The 21,364-nt window shown below is 72.9% G+C and carries 17 protein-coding genes; 12 read left to right on the forward strand and 5 right to left on the reverse strand.

From position 1 onward, the window contains the following. The first annotated feature begins 54 nt into the window (after positions 1-54). Entirely contained in the window at positions 55-1,281 is a 1,227-nt protein-coding gene (locus ACSYGN_RS20185; protein ID WP_460403592.1) for an HTTM domain-containing protein, read from the forward strand. Then, positions 1,278-2,039, forward strand: a complete 762-nt coding sequence (locus ACSYGN_RS20190; RefSeq protein ID WP_460397587.1) for a TrmH family RNA methyltransferase — start codon at positions 1,278-1,280, stop codon at positions 2,037-2,039. Before ACSYGN_RS20185 ends, ACSYGN_RS20190 begins: the two co-directional genes overlap by 4 nt. Positions 2,040-2,096: 57 nt before the next feature. Here ACSYGN_RS20190 and paaN read toward each other — a convergent pair whose 3' ends face one another. Next, entirely contained in the window at positions 2,097-3,785 is a 1,689-nt protein-coding gene (gene paaN / locus ACSYGN_RS20195; RefSeq protein ID WP_460397589.1) for a phenylacetic acid degradation protein PaaN, read from the reverse strand. Positions 3,786-4,084: 299 nt separating this feature from the next. Here paaN and ACSYGN_RS20200 point away from each other — a divergent pair, with 299 nt between their 5' ends. After that, positions 4,085-5,599 carry a 3-hydroxyacyl-CoA dehydrogenase gene (locus tag ACSYGN_RS20200; protein WP_460397591.1) on the forward strand — a complete coding sequence of 505 codons (1,515 nt, stop codon included), beginning with the start codon at positions 4,085-4,087 and terminating at the stop codon, positions 5,597-5,599. Next, positions 5,596-6,186: a TetR/AcrR family transcriptional regulator gene (locus ACSYGN_RS20205; protein WP_460397593.1), complete on the forward strand. Its 591-nt coding sequence runs from the start codon at positions 5,596-5,598 to the stop codon at positions 6,184-6,186. Before ACSYGN_RS20200 ends, ACSYGN_RS20205 begins: the two co-directional genes overlap by 4 nt. Positions 6,187-6,262: 76 nt before the next feature. Here ACSYGN_RS20205 and ACSYGN_RS20210 read toward each other — a convergent pair whose 3' ends face one another. Next, a complete protein-coding gene (locus tag ACSYGN_RS20210; protein WP_460403594.1) occupies positions 6,263-6,748 on the reverse strand; it encodes an Lrp/AsnC family transcriptional regulator in 486 nt (161 codons plus the stop codon). A 189-nt stretch (positions 6,749-6,937) separates the two neighbouring features. Here ACSYGN_RS20210 and pdhA point away from each other — a divergent pair, with 189 nt between their 5' ends. The 6 genes from pdhA (at position 6,938) to ACSYGN_RS20240 (ending at position 14,319) form a co-directional block, all read left to right on the forward strand. Further along, positions 6,938-8,143 (forward strand): pyruvate dehydrogenase (acetyl-transferring) E1 component subunit alpha, encoded by a 1,206-nt coding sequence (gene pdhA, locus ACSYGN_RS20215; RefSeq protein WP_460397595.1) that lies wholly within the window; start codon positions 6,938-6,940, stop codon positions 8,141-8,143. After that, entirely contained in the window at positions 8,140-9,144 is a 1,005-nt protein-coding gene (locus ACSYGN_RS20220) for an alpha-ketoacid dehydrogenase subunit beta (RefSeq protein WP_460397597.1), read from the forward strand. Before pdhA ends, ACSYGN_RS20220 begins: the two co-directional genes overlap by 4 nt. Then, positions 9,144-10,541 (forward strand): dihydrolipoamide acetyltransferase family protein, encoded by a 1,398-nt coding sequence (locus tag ACSYGN_RS20225; protein ID WP_460397599.1) that lies wholly within the window; start codon positions 9,144-9,146, stop codon positions 10,539-10,541. Before ACSYGN_RS20220 ends, ACSYGN_RS20225 begins: the two co-directional genes overlap by 1 nt. 200 nt (positions 10,542-10,741) lie before the next feature. Continuing rightward, positions 10,742-11,653, forward strand: a complete 912-nt coding sequence (locus ACSYGN_RS20230) for an NTP transferase domain-containing protein (protein ID WP_460397601.1) — start codon at positions 10,742-10,744, stop codon at positions 11,651-11,653. Then, entirely contained in the window at positions 11,650-13,158 is a 1,509-nt protein-coding gene (locus ACSYGN_RS20235; RefSeq protein WP_460397603.1) for a molybdopterin molybdotransferase MoeA, read from the forward strand. Before ACSYGN_RS20230 ends, ACSYGN_RS20235 begins: the two co-directional genes overlap by 4 nt. Before the next feature lie 180 nt (positions 13,159-13,338). Next, the gene (locus ACSYGN_RS20240; protein WP_460397605.1) at positions 13,339-14,319 is read left to right on the forward strand and encodes an NAD(P)H-quinone oxidoreductase; all 981 of its coding nucleotides are present in this window, start codon (positions 13,339-13,341) and stop codon (positions 14,317-14,319) included. Between the two features lie 75 nt (positions 14,320-14,394). Here ACSYGN_RS20240 and ACSYGN_RS20245 read toward each other — a convergent pair whose 3' ends face one another. After that, complete coding sequence (locus ACSYGN_RS20245) at positions 14,395-15,159, reverse strand: hypothetical protein (protein ID WP_460397607.1); 765 nt, start codon at positions 15,157-15,159, stop codon at positions 14,395-14,397. A 166-nt stretch (positions 15,160-15,325) separates the two neighbouring features. Between ACSYGN_RS20245 and ACSYGN_RS20250 the strand changes: the two genes are divergently transcribed. Continuing rightward, entirely contained in the window at positions 15,326-15,862 is a 537-nt protein-coding gene (locus ACSYGN_RS20250; protein WP_460397609.1) for a bacterial proteasome activator family protein, read from the forward strand. Between the two features lie 163 nt (positions 15,863-16,025). On the opposite strand, the gene ACSYGN_RS20255 is transcribed toward ACSYGN_RS20250, so the two are convergent. Beyond that, positions 16,026-17,768: a protein kinase domain-containing protein gene (locus ACSYGN_RS20255; RefSeq protein ID WP_460397611.1), complete on the reverse strand. Its 1,743-nt coding sequence runs from the start codon at positions 17,766-17,768 to the stop codon at positions 16,026-16,028. Positions 17,769-18,111: 343 nt separating this feature from the next. On the opposite strand from ACSYGN_RS20255, the gene ACSYGN_RS20260 reads away from it, so the two are divergent. Then, complete coding sequence (locus ACSYGN_RS20260) at positions 18,112-19,665, forward strand: protein kinase domain-containing protein (RefSeq protein WP_460397613.1); 1,554 nt, start codon at positions 18,112-18,114, stop codon at positions 19,663-19,665. 113 nt (positions 19,666-19,778) lie between these two features. Here ACSYGN_RS20260 and ACSYGN_RS20265 read toward each other — a convergent pair whose 3' ends face one another. Beyond that, complete coding sequence (locus tag ACSYGN_RS20265) at positions 19,779-20,795, reverse strand: phosphotransferase (protein WP_460403596.1); 1,017 nt, start codon at positions 20,793-20,795, stop codon at positions 19,779-19,781. Between the last annotated feature and the right edge of the window lie 569 nt (positions 20,796-21,364).

The following is a 21,364-nucleotide window of genomic DNA, read 5'->3' on the forward strand; positions in this document are numbered from 1 at the left end:
CGCACGTCCGGTTCTGAGGGGGCCGGGGCGTGGCAACACGCTCCGGCTACCCGACTGAACCGTCTTGCGCCGGTGGTCTCCCGCGGGGTCGCCCGCGTCACCGAGTCGTCCCTCGGGCCGTACCAGAGCGCCGTGATCCGTATCGGCTTCGCCGCCACGACGCTGCTGTTCCTGGTGCGCGAGTTCCCCCACCGCCAGGAGATGTACGGCCCCGACGCCCCGTGGAGCCGGGATCTCGCCCGGCAGCTGACCGACGGCAACGGGGCCTTCACCGCGCTGCTGTGGTTCCGCGGGCAGGTGTGGTTCGAGACGGTCTACGGGCTGGCGATCCTCTCGGCCGCCCTGCTGCTGCTCGGCTGGCGGACCCGCACGATGTCCGTGCTGTTCATGGCCGGTCTGGTATCGCTCCAGAACCGCAGCGTCTTCATGGGCGACGGCGGCGACAACGTCCTGCATCTGATGTCGATCTACCTGGTGTTCACGCGCTGCGGCCGGGTGTGGTCCCTCGACGCGCGCAGGGAGCGGCGTGTCGCGGCGGCACGCGCGCGTGGGGAGCGGGCAGGGGACCGGACCGGGCCGGTGCTGTGGGGTGTGCTCGGGGCGGTGCTGGCCGGGGTGACGCCGACGGGCAGGCTGGACGGCGACCTGGTGGTGCCGGTGCTGCTATGGGGCGCGTGGCTGGCGCAGGGCCTGTGGTGGTTCGTCATGCACCGGGCGCACAGTGCGCGCGGGGCGCAGCCGCGTGTACTGCTGGATGTCGTCGGCAATGCCGTCCACAACGGCGCCCTGTTCGTGATCATGGCGGAGGCGTGTCTGATCTACGCCACGGCGGGCTGGTACAAGATCCAGGGCCCGCGCTGGCAGGACGGCACCGCCGTCTACTACCCGCTGCACCTGGAGTCCTTCTCCCCGTGGCCGGGTCTGGCCGGTCTGCTGGCGGCGAGCGGCACGATGGTGATGCTCGTGACGTACGGCACCGTGATCGCACAGGTCGCCTTCCCGTTCACGGTGTTCAACCGGCGGGTCAAGAACGTGCTGCTGGCCGTGATGATCACCGAGCACGCGGCGATCGCGGTGGTCCTGGGGCTGCCGTTCTTCTCCCTGGCGATGATCTCGGCGGACTCGGTGTTCCTGCCGACGACCTTTCTGCGCCGCCTGGGACGAGGTGCCGTACGCGCGCGTGGGCGGCTGCTGCGCCGGGTGCGGCCGGTGCTGCCCAGGCAGCGCACGGCTCCGACCGCGCAGGATGCCGAGCCGCCGCACGTACGCTTCACGGCATGACCGACCCCGTGACCCGCTGGCACCGGCTCGCCGAGGAATCCGTCCTGCTCGACGGCTTCCATGCCCTCAAGCACGCCCTGCGGTTCGGCGCCCGGGTGCCGGTGGCGGTCACGGTCGACCGGCCGGCGGCGCTGGCCCTGGCCGCCGAACTGGCCCCGGACGTACGGGACACCCTGGCCGCCCTGCTGACCGAGGTCCCGGAGACGACGTACCGCGCCCTCGTCCCGCGCCCCCACCCGACCGCCGTGGCCGCCCTTGCGGTACGGCCCTCCCGCGCGGCCGGTCTCGCGGCGCTGGCCCGCGTCCCGCGCACCGCGCCCGTCGTGGTCCTCGACAACCCGCGCAACCTCGGCAACGCGGGTGCGGTGATCCGGCTGGCCGCCGGTCTCGGGGTGACCGGTGTGGTCACCACCGGGACGCTGGACCCCTGGCACCCCACGGTGGTGCGGGGCGGGGCGGGGCTGCACTTCGCCACCGTCGTCGAGCGGCTGGCGGTGGAGGAGCTGCCGTCCGGGCCGGTGTTCGCCCTCGATCCGGAGGGCGAGGACATCCGAGGCCTGAAGCTGCCGGACGATGCTGTGCTCGCCTTCGGCTCCGAGCGCAGCGGCCTGTCGGACGCCCTGCGCACGCGTGCCGACCATCTGGTCGCCCTGCCGATGCGCCCCCAGGTCTCCAGCTACAACCTCGCGACCAGTGTGGCCATGACGCTGTACCACTGGAGTCTGACTGGGGGCGCGCCGACTTCCCGGCCCTGCTGAACAGGGGCGGACGCCGGCCGCAGCCGCCGCCGTGCGGCCCCCGCTCCGGCGCCCCCCTCAGGACTCCCGGCGTACCTCCACCACCCGGAAGCGGCCCGCGACGAACGCGCCGTCCGTGAGGGCCGAGTTGGCTGCCGGGTTGCCGCCCGAGCCGTGGAAGTCGGAGAACGCGGCGGTCTGGTTGACGTAGACCCCGCCGGTGAGGTTGAGGGACAGCTGGGCGGCCTCCTCCAGGCAGACCTCCTCGACGGCCCGCTCGACCTGCTCGTCGGTCGTGTACGCGCCGACGGTCATCGCGCCCTTCTCACGGACCGTGCGGCGCAGCAGGTCCACCGCGTCGGCCGCGGAGTCGACGGCGACGGCGAAGGACACCGGGCCGAAGCACTCGCTCATACAGACGGCCTCGGCGTCCGGCTTGGTGCCGTCCAGTTTCACGATCACCGGGGTGCGCACCACCGCGTCCGGGAAGTCCGGGTTGACGATCTCGCGGGAGGCGAGGGCGACCTCGCCGAGTCCGGCGGCGGCCTCCAGACGCGCCTTGACGTCCGGGTTGACGATCGCGCCCAGCAGGGCGTTCGCGCGCGCGTCGTCGCCCAGGAGGCCGTCGACGGCGCGGGCGAGGCCGGCGACCACCTCGTCGTAGGTCTTAGGGCCCTCGTCGGTGCGGATGCCGTCGCGGGGGATCAGGAGGTTCTGCGGGGTGGTGCACATCTGGCCGCTGTAGAGGGACAGCGAGAACGCCAGATTGGCGAGCATGCCCTTGTAGTCGTCCGTCGACTCGACGACGACCGAGTTGACGCCGGCCTTCTCCGTGTGGACCTGCGCCTGGCGGGCGTTCGTCTCCAGCCAGTCGCCGAACGCCGTCGAGCCCGTGTAGTCGATGATCCGGATCTCGGGGCGGACGGCCAGGGCCTTGGCGATGCCCTCTCCGGGCCGCTCGGCGGCCAGCGCGACGAGGTCGGGGTCGAAGCCGGACTCGGTGAGGACCTGGCGGGCGACCTGCACGGTGAGCGCGAGCGGCAGCACCGCGCGCGGGTGGGGCTTCACCAGGATGGCGTTCCCGGTGGCCAGGGAGGCGAAGAGGCCCGGGTAGCCGTTCCACGTCGGGAAGGTGTTGCAGCCGATCACCAGGCCGATGCCGCGCGGGACCGGGGTGAACGTCTTGGTGAGCGCGAGCGGTTCGCGCTTGCCCTGCGGCTTGGTCCACTCGGCGGTGTCCGGGGTGCGCACCTGCTCCACGTAGGCGTACGCCACGGCCTCCAGACCGCGGTCCTGGGCGTGCGGGCCGCCCGCCTGGAACGCCATCATGAACGCCTGGCCGCTGGTGTGCATGACCGCGTGGGCGAACTCGTGGGTGCGGTCGCTGATGCGCTTGAGGATCTCCATGCAGACCACGGCGCGCACCTCCGCGCCCGCGTCCCGCCACTCCCGCTGCCCGGCCCTCATGGCGGGCAGCAGCACGTCCAGGTCCGCGTGCGGGTACGTCACGCCCAGGGCAACGCCGTACGGCGACGTCTCGCCGCCGACCCAGTCGTCCGTGCCGGGCTGGCCGAGGTCGAGCCGGGTGCCGAGAAGGGCGTCGAAGGCGGCCTTGCCCGCCGCCGCGTCCAGGCTGCCGTGTTCGCCGTAGGCCTTGGGGTGCTCGGGATGCGGGGACCAGTACGCGCGCGTGCGGATCGCTTCCAGCGCCTGGTCGAGAGTGGGCCGGTGCCGGGCGATCAGTTCGTGCGCGGTGAGTGCGGCCATGCGGGACCAACTCCTCGTCTCATGAACTCTCCGTCGAGCTCATGACCTGGGCGGGAACAGGGGCAGTATCGGTGCGGGAGCAGTGCAGGAGCAGGAGCAGGAGCAGGAGCAGGAGCAGTGCGTGACCGGTGCGTGCTCGGTGCGGGGGCCCGGTCGGAACGGCTGCCGGGAACCCGGGCGGATACAGGGGCAGGTACAAGGGCAGGAAAAGCCGGTCAGAGTTAGATTAACCGAACGATCGGTCGGCTCAAGGGGGCCTGCCGCATCTGTGGAAAACCCGGTGCGGGAGGATCGCGCACATGACAGCACTCGACCTCAGCAGCCCCGTGGCCGTGGTCGGCACCGGCGTCATGGGCCAGGGCATCGCCCAGGTGGCGCTGGTCGCGGGCCATCCCGTACGGCTGTACGACGTCGTGCCCGGGCGCGCCGGGGACGCGGCCGCGGCGATCGGCGCCCGGCTGGACCGGCTGGTCGCCAAGGACCGGCTCACCGGCGCGGAACGGGACGCCGCGCGCGCCCGCCTCACGCCCGTCGCCGACCTCGCGGGGGTCGGGGACTGCGCGCTGGTGGTGGAGGCGGCCCTGGAGCGGCTGGAGGTGAAACAAGAGCTGTTCCGGGAGCTGGAGGGCATCGTTTCCGACGACTGCCTGCTCGCCACCAACACCTCCTCCCTGTCGGTGACGGCCGTCGGCGGCGCCCTGCGCAACCCAGGGCGCCTGGTGGGCCTGCACTTCTTCAACCCCGCCCCGCTGCTGCCGCTCGTCGAGGTGGTCTCCGGGTCCGCCACCGACGTCACGTCCGCCACGCGCGCGTACGAGACCGCCCGCGCCTGGGGCAAGACCCCGGTGGCCTGCGCCGACACGCCCGGCTTCATCGTGAACCGCATCGCCCGGCCCTTCTACGCCGAGGCGTTCGCCGTGCTCGAGGCCCAGGCGGCGGACCCCGCCACCATCGACGCCGTGCTGCGCGAGTGCGGCGGCTTCCGGATGGGCGCTTTCGAGCTCACCGATCTCATCGGCCAGGACGTCAACGAGTCCGTGACCCACTCGGTGTGGCGGTCCTTCTTCCAGGACGTGCGCTTCACCCCGTCCCTGGCCCAGCGTCGGCTCGTCGAGTCCGGGCGGCTCGGCCGCAAGAGCGGGCACGGCTGGTACGACTACGCCGACGACGCCGAACGCCCCGAACCGCACACCGCGGAACCGGCCCGCGCGCCCGCGTACGTCGTCGCCGAGGGCGACCTGGGCCCGGCCTCGGAGCTGCTCGGGCTGATCCGCGAGGCGGGCATCCTGGTGCGCGAGGAGGACGAGGACCACGGCACCCGCCTGGTGCTGCCGGGCGGCGGCCAGCTCGCGCTCGCCGACGGGCAGACCTCCGTCGAGTTCCGCGACGTCGTCTACTTCGACCTCGCCCTCGACTACCGCAGGGCCACCCGTGTCGCCCTGTCCGCCTCCCAGGACACCGCGCCGCAGACCCTCGCCGAGGCCACCGGTCTCTTCCAGGCGCTCGGCAAGAAGGTCAGCGTCATCGGCGACGCGCCCGGGATGATCGTCGCGCGCACCGTGGCCCGGATCGTCGACCTGGCGCACGACGCGGTGTCCAAGGGCGTGGCCACCGAGGAGGACATCGACACCGCGATGCGCCTGGGCGTCAATTATCCCCTCGGCCCCTTCGAATGGAGCCGCAGACTGGGCCGCGGCTGGGCCTACGACCTCCTGGACGACCTGCATCTGCGTGACCCGTCCGGCCGGTACGCGCCGTCCCTCGCGCTCTACCGTCACGCCTACGCCACGGAGAAGCGGGAGGGCTCCTCATGACCACCGCCAAGCGCGACACGTACACCCCCGACTCGCTGCTCTCGGTCGCCGTCCAGGTCTTCAACGAACGCGGCTACGACGGCACCTCCATGGAGCATCTCTCGCGCGCGGCGGGCATCTCCAAGTCGTCGATCTACCACCACGTCACCGGCAAGGAGGAACTGCTGCGACGCGCCGTCAGCCGGGCGCTGGAGCAGCTCTTCGGGATCCTCGACGAGGAGCACGCGCGCGTGGGGCGCGCCTCGGACCGCCTGGAGTACGTCGTACGGCGCATGGTGGAGGTGCTGATCGCCGAACTGCCGTACGTGACGCTGCTGCTGCGGGTGCGCGGCAACACCGGCACCGAGCGCTGGGCGCTGGAGCGGCGCCGCGAGTTCGACCACCGGGTCGCCGCACTGCTGAAGGCCGCCGCCGACGAGGGCGACATACGCGGCGACATCGAGGTGCGTCTCGCCACCCGGCTGGTGTTCGGGATGATCAACTCGGTGGTCGAGTGGTACCGGCCGGAAGGCCGCGGGTCGGTCGAGCGGGACGTAGCCGACGCGGTCGTACGGCTGGCGTTCGCCGGTCTGCGCGGCGGCGGCTGACGGTGCGTCCGGGGCGCGATCCACGAGGGGGCGCGTTCCACGACCGGGGCGCGGAGCCCGCGGCGGCGCGGTGGGTTCAGCCTTCCGGCTCCAGGTCCTCCTCCTCGAACACCAGCAGCGTGCGGGTGCTCAGCACCTCCGGGATCGCCTGGAGCCGGGTGAGCACCAGCTCCCGCAGCGCCTTGTTGTCCGAGGTGTGCACCAGCAGCAGCACATCGAAGTCCCCGCCCACCAACGCGATGTGGGAGGCGCCGGGCAGCTGTCTGAGCTGTTCGCGCACCGTGCGCCAGGTGTTCTGGACGATCTTCAGAGTGATGTACGCGGACGTGCCCTGACCTGCGCGCTCATGGTCGACGCGGGCGCCGAAACCACGGATGACACCGTCCTCGATGAGCCGGTTGATCCGTGCGTAGGCGTTGGCCCGGGAGACATGGACCCGCTCGGCCACCGAGCGTATGGACGCCCGGCCGTCCGCCTGGAGGATCTGGAGGATGTCCTGATCAACGGCGTCGAGCGGGCGGGCCGAGGGCGGCAGGACGCCCCCCTCCGGACTCTCGGCCATTTGTTCAGGTGTCATGTCCCCCGGCCTCCCTGGTATGGACGCAATGCGTTTATTCCAGGCTGTGGAGAACCGTTTGTCCACAGCCTCGGGGGGCCTGTAGCCAAAATGTGCCGACGACCGAACAATCGGTAGGTGAGGCGCGTCACACTCGACCCGCCGCCGTAGCCGCTCCCACGAGGAGGTGCCGTCATGACGGTCATGGAGCAGCGGGGGGCCTACCGGCCATCGCCGCCGCCCGCCTGGCAGCCCCGCACCGACCCCGCTCCGCTGCTGCCCGACACCGAGCCGTACCGGGTCCTCGGCACCCCTGCCGCCGCCGGGACCGACCCCGCCCTGCTGCGCCTGCTGTACGCCCAGCTGGTGCGCGGCCGCCGCTACAACGCGCAGGCCACCGCCCTCACCAAGCAGGGCCGCCTCGCCGTCTACCCGTCCAGCACCGGTCAGGAGGCGTGCCAGGTCGCCGCCGCGCTCGCCCTCCAGGACCGCGACTGGCTCTTCCCCAGCTACCGCGACACCCTCGCCGTCGTCGCCCGCGGGGTCGACCCCGTCGAGGCGCTCACCCTGCTGCGCGGCGACTGGCACACCGGCTACGACCCCCGCGAGCACCGTGTGGCCCCGCTGTCCACACCGCTCGCCACCCAACTGCCGCACGCCGTGGGACTCGCGCACGCCGCCCGCCTCAAGGGGGACGACGTGGTCGCGCTCGCCCTGGTCGGCGACGGCGGCTCCAGCGAGGGCGACTTCCACGAGGCGCTCAACTTCGCCGCGGTCTGGCAGGCGCCGGTCGTCTTCCTCGTCCAGAACAACGGCTTCGCCATCTCCGTGCCGCTCGCCAAGCAGACCGCCGCCCCGTCCCTGGCCCACAAGGCCGTCGGGTACGGGATGCCGGGCCGGCTCGTCGACGGCAACGACGCGGTGGCGGTGCACCAGGTGCTCGGCGCCGCCGTACGGCACGCGCGCGCGGGCGGCGGCCCGACGCTTGTCGAGGCGGTGACGTACCGCGTGGACGCGCACACCAACGCCGACGACGCGAGCCGCTACCGCGGTGACGCCGAGGTCGAGACCTGGCGCGAGCACGACCCGATCCTGCTGCTGGAGCGCGAGCTGACCGGCCGCGGACTGCTCGACGACGACGGCGTCCGGGCCGCGCGTGACGCCGCCGAGGCCATGGCCGCCGATCTGCGCGACCGGATGAACCGCGACCCCCGGCTCGACCCGGCGGACCTGTTCGCCCATGTGTACGCCGAGCCCACCCCGCAGCTGCGTGAGCAGCGCGCCCGGCTGCTCGCCGAGCTGGCGGCGGAGCACGCAGACGGTGCAGGCCACACGGACCACGTGGCGGGCATGGCGGGCATGGCGGGCGCGGACGGCGCGGGGGAGGGCGGGCAGCGATGACCACCGTCGCCGTCCGGCCCGCCACCATGGCGCAGGCCCTCACGCGCGCGCTGCGCGACGCCATGGCCGCCGACCCGGCCGTGCACGTCATGGGCGAGGACGTCGGCACGCTCGGCGGGGTCTTCCGCGTCACCGACGGACTCGCCGAGGAGTTCGGCGAGGACCGCTGCACCGACACCCCGCTCGCCGAGGCGGGCATCCTGGGCACCGCCGTCGGCATGGCCATGTACGGCCTGCGCCCGGTCGTGGAGATGCAGTTCGACGCGTTCGCCTACCCGGCCTTCGAGCAGCTCGTCAGCCATGTCGCCCGGATGAGGAACCGCACGCGCGGGCGGCTGCCGCTGCCGATCACCGTGCGCGTCCCCTACGGCGGCGGCATCGGCGGCGTCGAGCACCACAGCGACTCCTCCGAGGCGTACTACATGGCGACCCCGGGCCTCCACGTCGTCACGCCCGCGACCGTAGCCGACGCCTACGGGCTGCTGCGCGCCGCCATCGCCTCCGACGACCCGGTCGTCTTCCTCGAACCCAAGCGGCTGTACTGGTCGAAGGACGCCTGGAACCCGGAGGACCCGCTGCCCGTTGAACCGATAGGCCGTGCCGTGGTGCGGCGCCCGGGACACAGCGCCACACTCCTCACATACGGACCCTCCGTTCCCGTCTGTCTCGAAGCCGCCGAGGCGGGCCGGGCCGAGGGCTGGGACCTGGAGGTCGTCGACCTGCGCTCCCTGGTGCCGTTCGACGACGAGACGGTCGGCGCGTCCGTACGGCGTACCGGGCGCGCGGTCGTCGTGCACGAGTCGGGCGGGTTCGGCGGCCCGGGCGGGGAGATCGCGGCCCGTGTCACGGAGCGCTGCTTCCACCATCTGGAGGCACCGGTGCTCCGGGTCGCCGGATTCGACATCCCCTACCCGCCGCCGATGCTGGAGCGCCACCACCTGCCCGGTGTCGACCGGATCCTGGACGCCGTGGCGCGTCTTCAGTGGGAGGCGGAGGGCTGATGGCACAAGTGCTGGAGTTCAGGCTCCCCGATCTCGGGGAGGGGCTGACGGAGGCGTCCGTCGTCCGCTGGCTGGTGCAGATCGGCGACGTGGTCGCCGTCGACCAGCCGGTCGTCGAGGTCGAGACCGCGAAGGCGATGGTCGAGGTGCCCTGCCCCTACGGCGGTGTGGTCACCGCCCGTTTCGGCGAGGAGGGCACGGAACTGCCCGTCGGCGCGCCGCTGCTCACGGTCGCCGTCGGCTCGCCGTCCCCCGGCGGCGACGAGGGCACGGGCTCCGGCAACGTCCTGGTCGGCTACGGCACCTCGCAGGCCCCGGCGCGCCGCAGGCGGGTACGGCCGCCGGCCGATGCCAACGGCTCGGGCGGCGAGGGCGTCGGCGGTGCAGGCGGGGCCGACAGCACCAAGGGCGCCGAGGGCCGCGTGGCCCGCACGGGTGAGGTGCGCGCCCCGGCGGCGATGGTGCACCAGGCGGCGCAGCAGGCCGGGTCGCCGTCGGTGGCCGAGGGGCCCGTGCGGGTCGTGTCGCCGCTGGTGCGCAGGCTGGCCCGCGACAACGGCGTCGACCTGCGGCAACTGTCGGGCTCCGGCCCGGAAGGGCTGATCCTTCGGGCCGATGTCGAGGACGTCCTGCGGCTGAACGCGGCCCGTGCCGCCGCCCGCGCACCCCAGCAGCCGCAGCCTCCCGCGGCCCCCGCCGCCACCCGGGAAGGCACCCGGATCCCCCTCAAGGGCGTCCGCGGCGCCGTGGCCGACAAGCTCACCCGCAGCCGCAGCGAGATACCCGACGCGACCTGCTGGGTGGACGCCGACGCGACCGAACTGCTCCGTGCGCGCCAGGCGATGAACGCGGCCGGGCAGCCGAAGATCTCCCTGCTCGCGCTCCTAGCCCGCGTCTGCACCGCCGCCCTGGCCCGGTTCCCCGAGCTGAACTCCACGGTCGACACGGAGGCTCACGAGATCGTCCGCTTCGACCACGTCCACCTCGGGATCGCCGCCCAGACCGACCGGGGCCTGGTCGTACCGGTCGTACGGGACGCGCACACCCTGGGCGCGGAGGGCCTGTCGGCCGAGCTGGCGCGGCTGACCGAGGCGGCCCGGACGGGCACCCTGACCCCGCGGGAACTCACCGGCGGCACCTTCACGTTGAACAACTACGGCGTGTACGGTGTCGACGGCTCCACCCCGATCATCAACCACCCCGAGGCCGGCATGCTCGGCGTCGGCCGCGTCACCCCCAGACCCTGGGTCCACGAAGGCGAACTGGCGGTACGACAGGTCGTCCAGCTCTCCCTCACCTTCGACCACCGCGTCTGCGACGGCGCCGCGGCGGGCGGCTTCCTGCGCTACGTGGCGGACTGCGTGGAACAACCTGCGGTGCTGCTGCGCACGCTATGACCCGGGCGGGGCGCGGTGTCCGGCACGGTCCCGTGCCCGGGTCGGCCGTGTGCCCGGCCGAGCCCCGTGCCCTGCCGAGCGCCGGGTTCAGCCGAGCGCCGGGTTCCGCCAGGCCTGCCGCCCGGAGTCCCCGGCGGGCGGAAACCGTCCTGCCCCACCCGCGCGTTCCGTGCGGTCAGGGGGGAACGCATACTCGGAGGGTGACTTCGTACGCGTACTCCGGGGGGACGGCGCCGTCCCCGACAGCCCCCTACGACGCCGTCGTGCTGGCCGGCGGGGCCGCGCGCAGGCTGGGCGGGGCCGACAAACCCGGGGTGCGGGTCGGCGGGCGGCAACTGCTGGACCGGGTGCTCGCCGCCTGCGCCGACGCGCACGGCACCGTCGTCGTGGCCGACCCCCGGCCCACCGCGCGACCGGTGCGGTGGGCGCGCGAGGACCCGCCGGGCGGCGGACCGCTCGCCGCGCTCGGCGCCGGGCTCGTCGGCACCACGGCCGAGCACGTCCTCGTGCTCTCCGCCGACCTGCCCTTCCTCGCCGGGGCCACGGTGCGCGACCTGCTCACCGCCCTGCGCGACAGCACCGCCGACGGCGCCGTGCTCACCGACGCCGAAGGACACGACCAGCCGCTGGTCGCCGCCTACCGCGCATCCGCGCTGCGCCGTGAGCTGGCGGCGCTCACCGCGGCGCGCGGCGGCCTCGCCGGGCTGCCCGTGCGCCGGCTGACGGCCGCGCTCGACCTCACCCGCGTCCCGGACCCCGTCGCGTCCTTCGACTGCGACACCTGGGACGACATCGCCTCTGCCAGGGCACGCATCAGGGAGCATGGCACCGTGCTGGATGAATGGATCTCCGCAGTCAAGGACGAACTGGGCATCGATCTCGACGTCGACACCGGCGTCCTGCTCGACCTCGCCCGCGACGCCGCCCACGGTGTGGCCCGGCCCGCCGCGCCGCTGACCACGTTCCTCGTCGGCTACGCGGCCGCCCGCGCAGGAGGCGGCCCGGAAGCCGTCGCCGAGGCCGCCCGCAAAGCCGCCGCCCTGGCGCTGCGCTGGGAGGAGGAGGGCGCCGCCGACGGCACCCCCGACGCGGGCCCGGGTGCCGCCGGATGACCCCCCGCGGCACCCGGGCCACCCCGGTCACCCGGGCCGGTGAGACCGGCGGGAACATCGTGGACGGCACCGGTACGGACGGCATGGACGGTACGGACGGCATGGACGACGAGGAATTCGACGTCGAGGAGGCGCTCGCCCTCGTGAAGGAAGCCAACGCCCCCGCGTCCCCCCGGTCCACGTACCCGGCCCACTCCGGCCACCCCGGCCACCCCGGCCACCCCGGCCACTCCGCCTCACCCGGCACGGGACACCGCGCCGAAGACCGCCACCACGGGTCCACCCCCTGGCCGGAGGCCCGCGCCCTCGCCGCGCGTGCCGCTCGCCCCGCCCGGCCCGGAACCCGCACCGCGGCGGCCCGCCCCCGCCGCGCCCCCGTCGACGTCCCCCTCGACGACGCCCTCGGCCTGGTCCTGGCCGAGCCCCTCGACGCCCTCACCGACCTCCCGTCCTTCGACACCTCCGCGATGGACGGCTGGGCGGTCGCGGGCCCCGGCCCCTGGGACGTCCGCGACCAGGGAGTTCTCGCCGGGCACGCAGAGCCCGAACCGCTCACCGACGGCGAGGCCGTCCGTATCGCCACCGGCGCCCGAGTCCCGCCGGATACCACCGCCGTACTGCGCAGCGAGCACGGCCGCACCGACGACAAGGCGCGGCTGCACGCGACCCGGGAGGTCGTGCCCGGCCAGGACATCCGCCCGCGCGGCCAGGAGTGCCGCAGCGGCGACCAGCTGCTGCCGGTCGGCTCCCTCGTCACCCCGGCCGTCCTCGGCCTCGCGGCGGCCGCCGGGTACGACACCGTGACCGTCGTGCCCCGGCCGCGCGCCGAGATCCTCGTCCTCGGCGACGAACTCCTCACCGGCGGTCTGCCGCACGACGGTCTCATCCGCGACGCGCTCGGCCCGATGCTGCCGTCCTGGCTGCGCGCGCTCGGCGCCGAGGTCGTCGCGGTCCGCCGTCTGGGTGACGACGCCGAGGCCCTCCACAAGGCGATCACCGCCTCCGACGCCGACCTGGTCGTCACCACCGGCGGCACCGCGTCCGGTCCGGTCGACCACGTCCACCCCACCCTGCGCAGGATCGGCGCCGAACTCCTGGTGGACGGCGTCAAGGTGCGCCCCGGCCACCCCATGCTGCTGGCCCGCATCAGGGAGGACCAGCATCTCGTCGGCCTGCCCGGCAACCCGCTGGCCGCCGTCTCCGGCCTGCTCACCCTCGCCGAACCGCTGCTGCGCACCCTGGCCGCACGTCCGGCCCCCGAGCCGTACGCGCTGCCCCTGCGCGACGAGGCGCACGGCCATCCGTACGACACCCGGCTCGTCCCCGTCGTGCTGCGCGGCGACCACGCCGTCCCGGTGCACTACAACGGCCCCGCCATGCTGCGCGGCATCGCCGCCGCCGACGCCCTCGCGGTCGTACCGCCCGGCGGTGCCGGGGCCGGGCAGCGCACTGAGATCCTCGACCTGCCGTGGGCGGCCGGGGGGATCGGGGTGTGCCTGACCTGACAGTCCGGGCGCCGGCCGGGATCCAGCCGGGCTCCAGCCGGGATCCGATCGGGCTCCGGTCGGGCTCCAGCCGGGATCCGGTCGGGACCTCGGTGCGCTCCCTGACGCGCCCCCCTGACGCGCCGGACGTTCACCCGGCGCACACCGGCTCGGAGCGGCGCGAGGAGTAGCGTCCCCGTCATGCATGCGATCACGATTCCCGAACCTGGCGGGCCCGAGGCGCTGGTGTGGGCCGAGGTCCCCGATCCGGTGCCCGGCGAGGGCGAGGTCCTGGTCGACGTGTCGGCCGGTGCCGTCAACCGGGCCGACATCCTCCAGCGGCAGGGCTTCTACGACCCGCCGCCCGGCGCCTCCCCCTACCCCGGTCTGGAGTGCTCGGGCCGTGTCGCCGCGCTCGGTGCCGGTGTGTCCGGCTGGGCCGTGGGCGACGAGGTCTGCGCGCTGCTCTCGGGCGGCGGCTACGCCGAGAGGGTCGCCGTCCCGGTCGGACAGCTGCTGCCCGTGCCCCACGGGGTCGCGCTGAAGGAGGCGGCGGCGCTGCCCGAGGTGGTCTGCACCGTCTGGTCGAACGTGTTCATGGTCGCCCAGCTGCGGCCCGGCGAGACGGTGCTGGTGCACGGCGGCTCCAGCGGCATCGGCACCATGGCGATCCAGCTCGCCAAGGCCGTCGGCGCCAAGGTCGCCGTGACCGCGGGCACCCCGCAGAAGCTGGAGCGCTGCGCCGAGCTGGGCGCGGATGTCCTGATCAACTACCGGGAGCAGGACTTCGTCGCCGAGATCCTGCAGGCCACCGACGGTGCGGGCGCCGACGTGATCCTCGACAACATGGGCGCCAAGTACCTGGGCCGCAACGTCCAGGCCCTCGCCGTCAACGGCCGCCTGGCGATCATCGGTATGCAGGGCGGCGTCAAGGGCGAGCTGAACATCGGCACGCTCCTCGCCAAGCGCGCCGCGATCAGCGCGACCTCGCTGCGGGCCCGCCCGCTGGGCGAGAAGGCGGCCATCGTGGCGGCCGTACGGGAGCATGTCTGGCCGCTGGTCGAGAGCGGCCATGTCCGGCCGGTCGTCGACCGGGAAGTCCTGATGGACGACGCGGCCGCCGCGCACCGGGTCGTCGAGGAGAGCGGACACGTCGGAAAGGTGCTGCTGGTCGTTCCCTGAAGGCCCCGCCCGCCGAGATCTTCAGCCGTGGTGCCGGGCGCCGAGATCCTCAGCGGTGGCGCGGGCGCTGAATTCTTAGCCGCGCCGCAGCCGCAGTCCGATGAACGCCAGCCCCAGGCCGAGCCCGATCAGCATCAGTCCGCCGCCCAGCGGGAGGGTCCGCATCACGGGCTCGGCCGGGGTGGCTGCGGGTGCGACGGCCTGCGGTACGGCGTCGGCATTCGGGTCGGGTGCGGACGGCTCGTCCGCCGGGGTGGAGGGGACGGCGGCAGGACTCTCGGTGCCTTCGTCGTCGGGGTCGGCAGTGTCGTCGCCGTGCCCGGACACCGCGTTCATGGAGTCGTCGTCCTCCTCCGGGGTCGCCGACGCCTCGACGTCCGGCCGCCCCGGCCGCTCGCGCCCCACCCCGGCGAGACTCCCGGCCCGCGACGGCTCGCCGGACGGCGCCCCTGAAGACGACGCTTGTGAGGCTTGCCCGGCCGGCTCCCCCGACGGTTCCTCGGAGGGCTCGCGGGACGGCTCCCTGGATGCCTCCCCCGATGCCGCCCCCCATGCCTTCCCGGACGGCTCCGCCGACCGGCCCGGCGTGGGGTTTCCGCGCGCCGGGACGACGTAGGGCCCCGCAGCGCCGTACGACGGCCTGGCACCGTACGACGACACACGGCCGTACGACGACATACCGCCGTGTGACGACACACGGCCGTACGGCGAAGCACTGCCGTACGACGACGCACTGCCGTACAACGGCACGCCGCCGCCGTACGACGCCGCACCCGCTCCGCCCGAGGCCACCGCCGCCAGCAGCCCCGCCGTTCCCATCGCGCGCATCCACACGGTCACGGCTCCAGCCTCCCCCCGATCATGGAATCGGGCATTCCGGACTCGGCCGGGCGAGCTGACCCGTCGTCCGGAAAGTTGACCGCAACTTGTCGGCCCGGAACGGTGGATCACCTTCCGCCGGGGGGCACCGCGGTGATGAGGTGGAGGCGTGCGAGAGAATGGCGGCATGGAGATGCCGAGGAACGAAAGGTCGCCGGAGAACCCCCAGATCCTGGTCGTGGGCGAGGACGGGATGGCGCTCGGTGGCACAGGGGACGAGGACTCCCGCGAGATTCCGGTGACGGAGCAGGTCGAGCAGCCGGCGAAGGTCATGCGCATCGGCAGCATGATCAAGCAGCTTCTCGAAGAGGTCCGCGCCGCTCCCCTGGACGAGGCGAGCCGGGCCAGGCTCAAGGAGATCCACGCCAGTTCGGTCAAGGAGCTGGAGGACGGTCTGGCACCCGAGCTGGTGGAGGAGCTGGAGCGGCTCTCCCTGCCCTTCGCGGACGAGAAGACCCCCAGTGACGCGGAACTGCGCATCGCGCAGGCCCAGTTGGTGGGCTGGCTGGAGGGACTCTTCCACGGGATCCAGACCACGCTGTTCGCCCAGCAGATGGCCGCGCGGGCCCAGCTGGAGCAGATGCGCCGGGCGCTCCCGCCGGGCGTGGCCCACGAGGAGGGCGACCCGCGTACGGGCGGCCGCGCGGGCGGACCGTACCTCTAGAGACGCCCCCTTCCTTTAAAGACACCACCTTCAGCCTGGGAAACGCCACCGAAGGGCCCGGCAGCCGCTGCCGGGCCCTCGCTCATGCCATGAATGCCGTGTCGCAGACCGCGACCCAGACCGCGTCCGAGACCGGGACCCAGACGGTGTCCGAGACCGGGACTCAGGCCGGATTGCCCGTGGAGATGTCGAACTGGAAGGTCGGCGGGTTCTTCGGGTCGAAGTCCGTGTCCGCCTCCGGGAACTGCTTCATCACGGTGTCCTGGCCGTAGGTGTTCTCGTCGACCGGGTTCTTCTTGTAGTGCCAGCCGGCGGCCTTGAGGCAGACGAGGACCGAGGACCAGTTCTTGAAGGCGAAGTCCGGCGCCCGCACCTTGGCCGGGTCGTTGTACGACTCCTGCGGCTCGGTGCACTCCCCCTTGTCGATCGTCTTGCTGGTCTCGGGCCCGCGGTGGCCCGCGACCGCGGACGCCGTCGTGGACGCCGACGCGCTGGCGCCCCCGCTGCTGCCGCCGCCCGCGTTGTTCTTGTCGCCCGCGCTGTTCATGATCAGGGCGATGAGCAGCCCGGTCACCGCGACGACGGACACCGCGATCGAGCCGATGACCACCGGCCGGTTGCTCCGCCCGCCGCCGCCCTGGACGGCGGACGGCACGGTCTGCGGGCTGATGTTGTAGGGCGGCGGGGTGGCGGCGCCCTGCTGCGGGCCGTAGCCGAGGTGGGGCGGGGTCTGCTGGTAACCGCCCTGCAGGGGATAGCCGCCCTGCTGGGGATAGCCGTACGCAGCGGACTGCGGCTGGTGCTGGTGCTGGTGCTGCTGCTGTGGCTGGTGCTGCGGAGTGGGCGTGCCGTACGGGCCCGGGGCCGGGGCCGGCTGGTACGGCGTCTGCAGGGGGCCCACGGGCGGCACGGCGGAGGACTGGTCGACCGGCGGGAACACCGCGGAGGCCACGCCCGCGCCGCTGGAGGTCCTGGCCCCGGGGACGATGCTCGGCGGGGTGCCCTGGACCGAGGCGGCCACCCGCAGGCACTCGTCGCGCATGGCCTCGGCGGTGGGGAAGCGCTCGTTCGGGTTCTTCTTCAGTGCGCGGGCGACCAGCGCGTCCACCGCGGGTGGCAGCACGCGGTTGATCGAGGAGGGCGCGACCGGCGCCTCCTGCACATGCGCGTAAGCGATCGCCAGCGGCGAGTCCGCCTCGAACGGCAGCCGCCCGGTGACCAGCTGGAACAGCATGATGCCGACCGAGTACAGGTCCGAGCGCGCGTCCACACCGCGGCCCAGGGCCTGCTCCGGGGAGAGGTACTGCGGGGTGCCGACGACCATGCCGGTCTGCGTCATCGAGGTCACGCCGGACTGCATCGCGCGCGCGATGCCGAAGTCCATCACCTTGACGATGCCCCGCTTGGTCACCATCACGTTGCCGGGCTTGATGTCGCGGTGGACCAGCCCCATCTCATGGCTGATCTCCAGCGCGGCCAGCACATCCGCGGTGATTTTCAGCGCCTTGTCGGCGGGCATCGCGCCCTGCTGCCGTATGTCGTCGTCGAGCACCGAGCCGAGCGGGCGGCCCTCCACGTACTCCATGACGATGTACGGCGTGGTCACGCCCTCAAGGTTGTCCTCGCCGGTGTCGAAGACCGAGACGATGTTGGTGTGCGTGAGCTTGGCCACTGCCTGGGCCTCACGGCGGAAGCGCTCACGGAAGGCCTGTTCGCGGCCCAGATCGGTGTGCAGCGTCTTGACGGCGACCTGCCGGTCGAGCACGGCGTCGTAGGCGAGGTGGACCGAGGCCATGCCGCCTTCGCCAAGCAGGTCGCGCAGTTGATAGCGGCCACCGGCGAGAGCCCGACCCGCGTACCTGCCCTGTGAGCCGTCGTACCCGCCCTGTGAGCCGTCCGCGCTCATCTTCTGTGCCCCCCATGGGCCGCCTGTCCGGCGCCGCTGTTGATCGAATGCGTCATTCCCGGCCAAGTCTGCCCCAGGGCACTGACACGTCAAGCCTGGTGCCCGTTCCGTGACCGTACGCGAAAGAAGAGTCCCGGAAGCGTTACCAGGGTCGTACGTGCGGTACACAGAACTTGCACGACAGCGCGTGATACGGATTTGATGACCGGCCGGGACCGGTTTTCCACACGGCACCCGCACGGCACCCGTCCGGGACCGGAGCCATGCTCGGAGGCTGTAGCGTGGCCGACTGAGACCGTGACAACACCGCGCGCACCGCGGGCAGAAACGACGGCGAGGACCGATGGCACAGACGCAGCGCGCCCAGGGCCCGTCCGACCCCGAGGCGTCCGGCGGCGGTATGTCGGACGCGCCGGAGAACTGGGGCAACGGCGGCCTGGTCGGCGACGGCCGGTACCGGCTGACCGGCAGGCTGGGCCGGGGCGGCATGGCGGAGGTGTTCGCCGCCGAGGACGTGCGCCTCGGCCGGACGGTGGCGGTGAAGCTGCTGCGCGCCGACCTCGCCGAGGACCCGACGTCCAAGGCCCGCTTCACACGTGAGGCCCAGTCAGTCGCCGGCCTCAACCACCATGCGATCGTCGCCGTGTACGACTCCGGTGAGGACTTCGTGGGCGGCCAGTCGGTGCCGTACATCGTCATGGAGCTGGTCGAGGGCCGCACCATCCGCGACCTTCTCCTCAACGCCGAGGCGCCCGGGCCCGAGCAGGCCCTGATCATCGTGTCGGGCGTCCTGGAGGCGCTGGCCTACTCGCACCAGCACGGCATCGTGCACCGCGACATCAAGCCCGCCAACGTCATCATCACCAACAACGGCGCCGTCAAGGTGATGGACTTCGGCATCGCCCGCGCGCTGCACGGCGCGTCCACGACGATGACGCAGACCGGCATGGTCATGGGCACGCCCCAGTACCTGTCGCCGGAACAGGCGCTCGGCAAGGCCGTCGACTACCGCTCCGACCTGTATGCCACCGGCTGCCTGCTGTACGAACTGCTCTCGCTGCGGCCCCCGTTCGTGGGGGAGACCCCGCTGTCGGTGGTGTACCAGCATGTGCAGGACATCGCGGTGCCGCCGTCCCAGATCTCCGGCGGGGAATGCCCGCCGGAACTCGACGGGCTGGTCATGCGTTCTCTCGCCAAGGAGCCGGACGACCGGTTCCAGACGGCTGAGGAGATGCGGGGGCTGGTCCAGTACGGCCTCCAGATGCTGTACGACCAGGGCGGCCACACCGGCACCTGGAACACCGGCCCGGTCGGGATGAACGAGGGCCGCCACACCCCGCCCGGCGGCTTCACGGGCACGACGGTGATGGCGCACCCCGGCAACCCGCACTCCGGCACCACCCAGATCCCGCAGCCGATCCTGCCCACCGGCTACGGCAGCGGTGACGACGGAGGTTTCGAGGGACACGGCAACCACGGCAGCGGGCGCGGCAAGCTGTGGCTGCTCGCCGTGTTCGCGGTGATCGCGATCACGGCGGGAGTGGCGCTCGCGCTGAGCAACACGGGCAACGGAAAGAGCGGTTCGGGCACCTCGCAGTCGCCGACGACCAGTCAGACGACCAAGGGCCAGGAGAACAGCGAGACCCCGTCCGACAAGGCGACCGAGACGACCACGGACGACTCCGGCAGCGGCGACAACGGCTCGGGCTCGGGGACGTACTTCACGCCGTCGGCCACCCCGACGTACACGCAGACGCAGGGCGGCCAGACCGAGCCGACCAGCAAGCCGACGCACACCGCGACGACCAGCGCGCCTCCGCCGGAGCCGACCCAGACGCAGACCGAGCAGCCGTCGGCGCCGTCCACCGGCGACTCCGGGACGCCGGGCGGCGGTTGAACTGCTGGCCCCAGCGGGCCTGTGCAGACTCCCTGACAGGGGCAGGGCGGTGACCCGGGTGAGCTTCCGTCACCCGGTGAACTCCCCGACAGCGGGACTTGGGTGAGCCCCCGTCACTCCGTGAACGCCTCGGTGACCGCGTCGTACTCCCGTGTCCACCACACGACGAGCGCCGACGCGGCCGGGAACTGCGGATCGGCGCGGGTGTCGCCGCGCTCGTAGTGCCAGCGCAGCATCCAGAAGTCGTTGAGCCGCTCCCACCACACCCGGTGCACGGCCGCGGCGAGTTCGGCGGACGTCACCTGGGCCGCGCGCCGGTACGCGCGCGCGTAGGCGCGCACCTTGGGCAGATCGAGGGTGCCGGCGGGGCCCACGAAGAAGATCGCGGCGGCGCGTACGGCCTCCTCCGCGCGGGGCTGGACGCCGAGGCGGTCCCAGTCGATGATCGCCGCGGGTGCGGCACCCCGGTAGAGCAGGTTGAACGGGTGGAAGTCGCCGTGCACCCAGCCCACCGGGCCGCCCGGCGGCGGACGGCGGTCCGTGTGCCGTTCGAGCAGCCCGCGCCGCTCGATCAGCCGATGCCGGGCCAGCTCGTCGAAGGCGTCGGGCGGGCGGTGGCGGTGGACATGGCCGAGCAGGTCGTCGATGAGCGCGAAGGTGTCGGCGGGGTCGGCGCTCTCCACCGGGTGCGGGCTCGTCGCCGGACGGGTGCGGTTCTTCGGCGGCATCACATGCTCCAGCGCCGCGTGCACGGCGCCCAGCAGCGCGCCCAGCCGGGTGCACTGCCCCCGGGTGAGCTGGCCGCCGTGGCGGTGGCGTCCCTCGACCCACGGGTACAGGGCGTAGGCGTGCCCGCCGACGACGGCGACCGTACGCCCGTCCCGTCCGGGCAGCGGCGGCGCCACCGGGACGCCCAGATCGGCCAGCCGCTGGGTGGCACGGTGCCTGCGCTCGATGGCGGCGGGGTCGGCGGTGTCGGGGTCGAAGTGGTGCTTGAGGAAGTAGCGGCCGCGGGTGGTGCGCAGCCGGTACCCGCGGTTGAGCAGACCCTGCTCGACGGGCTGGCAGGCTACGGCGGAACCGGCGGAGTACTGGCGGAGAAGGGTGCCCAGAGGGGGCGCGCAAGGCATCAAGGGTGGTACAGCAGAGCGTGGCACGCGCCAGATGCTAGGGCACGAGCCGTGGCTGTGAGCTGGGGCTTGTCACACACGGTCGCGAACGATCACAGAACGTGCGGCTTCGTGCGTGCTGTTCGGTGTCACCGGATTCGATGACTGGGGATGACCGGAATCGTCAGCTACGGCGACCGGATTGTGGGCCGCCCGTGGGCCGTCCGTTGGGCCGCTCACGGCGCGGTCGTGGTGCAGTCGGCGCCCGGCCGTGGTCCGGTCGTGGTGCAGCCGGCGCCCGGCCGTGGCCCCATCATGGCCGGATCGTGGGGGCCGTCCGGGGTAGATTCTCCGCCCGCTGTGGTCGGATTGCGACCGGATTGTGGACGGACGGCGGTCGCGTTTGCGCTGCTTCCGGAGTCTTCCCGTGTCGCGGGTGGGCAAGATACCGTGCGGTTGCTCCGGCTTCTGCAAGGCTGTGACCAGCGCGCTTTCACTACCGGCGGATTTACTTGGAAATCCAAGCAAAAACGCAGGTCAGAGGGGGTTTCACGAAAATGTGGCGTACTGGGTAACGTGAGGTTTGCAGG

Source organism: Streptomyces sp. YIM S03343 (genome assembly GCF_054729195.1).

What these genes read in the sequence shown, in the direction of transcription:
- ACSYGN_RS20190 (WP_460397587.1), top strand. Translation starts at nt 1,278, where the DNA reads ATGACCGACCCCGTGACCCGCTGGCACCGGCTCGCCGAGGAATCCGTC.
- paaN (WP_460397589.1), bottom strand. Translation starts at nt 3,785, where the DNA reads ATGGCCGCACTCACCGCGCACGAACTGATCGCCCGGCACCGGCCCACT.
- ACSYGN_RS20200 (WP_460397591.1), top strand. Translation starts at nt 4,085, where the DNA reads ATGACAGCACTCGACCTCAGCAGCCCCGTGGCCGTGGTCGGCACCGGC.
- ACSYGN_RS20205 (WP_460397593.1), top strand. Translation starts at nt 5,596, where the DNA reads ATGACCACCGCCAAGCGCGACACGTACACCCCCGACTCGCTGCTCTCG.
- ACSYGN_RS20210 (WP_460403594.1), bottom strand. Translation starts at nt 6,748, where the DNA reads ATGGCCGAGAGTCCGGAGGGGGGCGTCCTGCCGCCCTCGGCCCGCCCG.
- pdhA (WP_460397595.1), top strand. Translation starts at nt 6,938, where the DNA reads ATGACGGTCATGGAGCAGCGGGGGGCCTACCGGCCATCGCCGCCGCCC.
- ACSYGN_RS20220 (WP_460397597.1), top strand. Translation starts at nt 8,140, where the DNA reads ATGACCACCGTCGCCGTCCGGCCCGCCACCATGGCGCAGGCCCTCACG.
- ACSYGN_RS20225 (WP_460397599.1), top strand. Translation starts at nt 9,144, where the DNA reads ATGGCACAAGTGCTGGAGTTCAGGCTCCCCGATCTCGGGGAGGGGCTG.
- ACSYGN_RS20235 (WP_460397603.1), top strand. Translation starts at nt 11,650, where the DNA reads ATGACCCCCCGCGGCACCCGGGCCACCCCGGTCACCCGGGCCGGTGAG.
- ACSYGN_RS20240 (WP_460397605.1), top strand. Translation starts at nt 13,339, where the DNA reads ATGCATGCGATCACGATTCCCGAACCTGGCGGGCCCGAGGCGCTGGTG.
- ACSYGN_RS20250 (WP_460397609.1), top strand. Translation starts at nt 15,326, where the DNA reads ATGGAGATGCCGAGGAACGAAAGGTCGCCGGAGAACCCCCAGATCCTG.
- ACSYGN_RS20255 (WP_460397611.1), bottom strand. Translation starts at nt 17,768, where the DNA reads ATGAGCGCGGACGGCTCACAGGGCGGGTACGACGGCTCACAGGGCAGG.
- ACSYGN_RS20260 (WP_460397613.1), top strand. Translation starts at nt 18,112, where the DNA reads ATGGCACAGACGCAGCGCGCCCAGGGCCCGTCCGACCCCGAGGCGTCC.
- ACSYGN_RS20265 (WP_460403596.1), bottom strand. Translation starts at nt 20,795, where the DNA reads ATGCCTTGCGCGCCCCCTCTGGGCACCCTTCTCCGCCAGTACTCCGCC.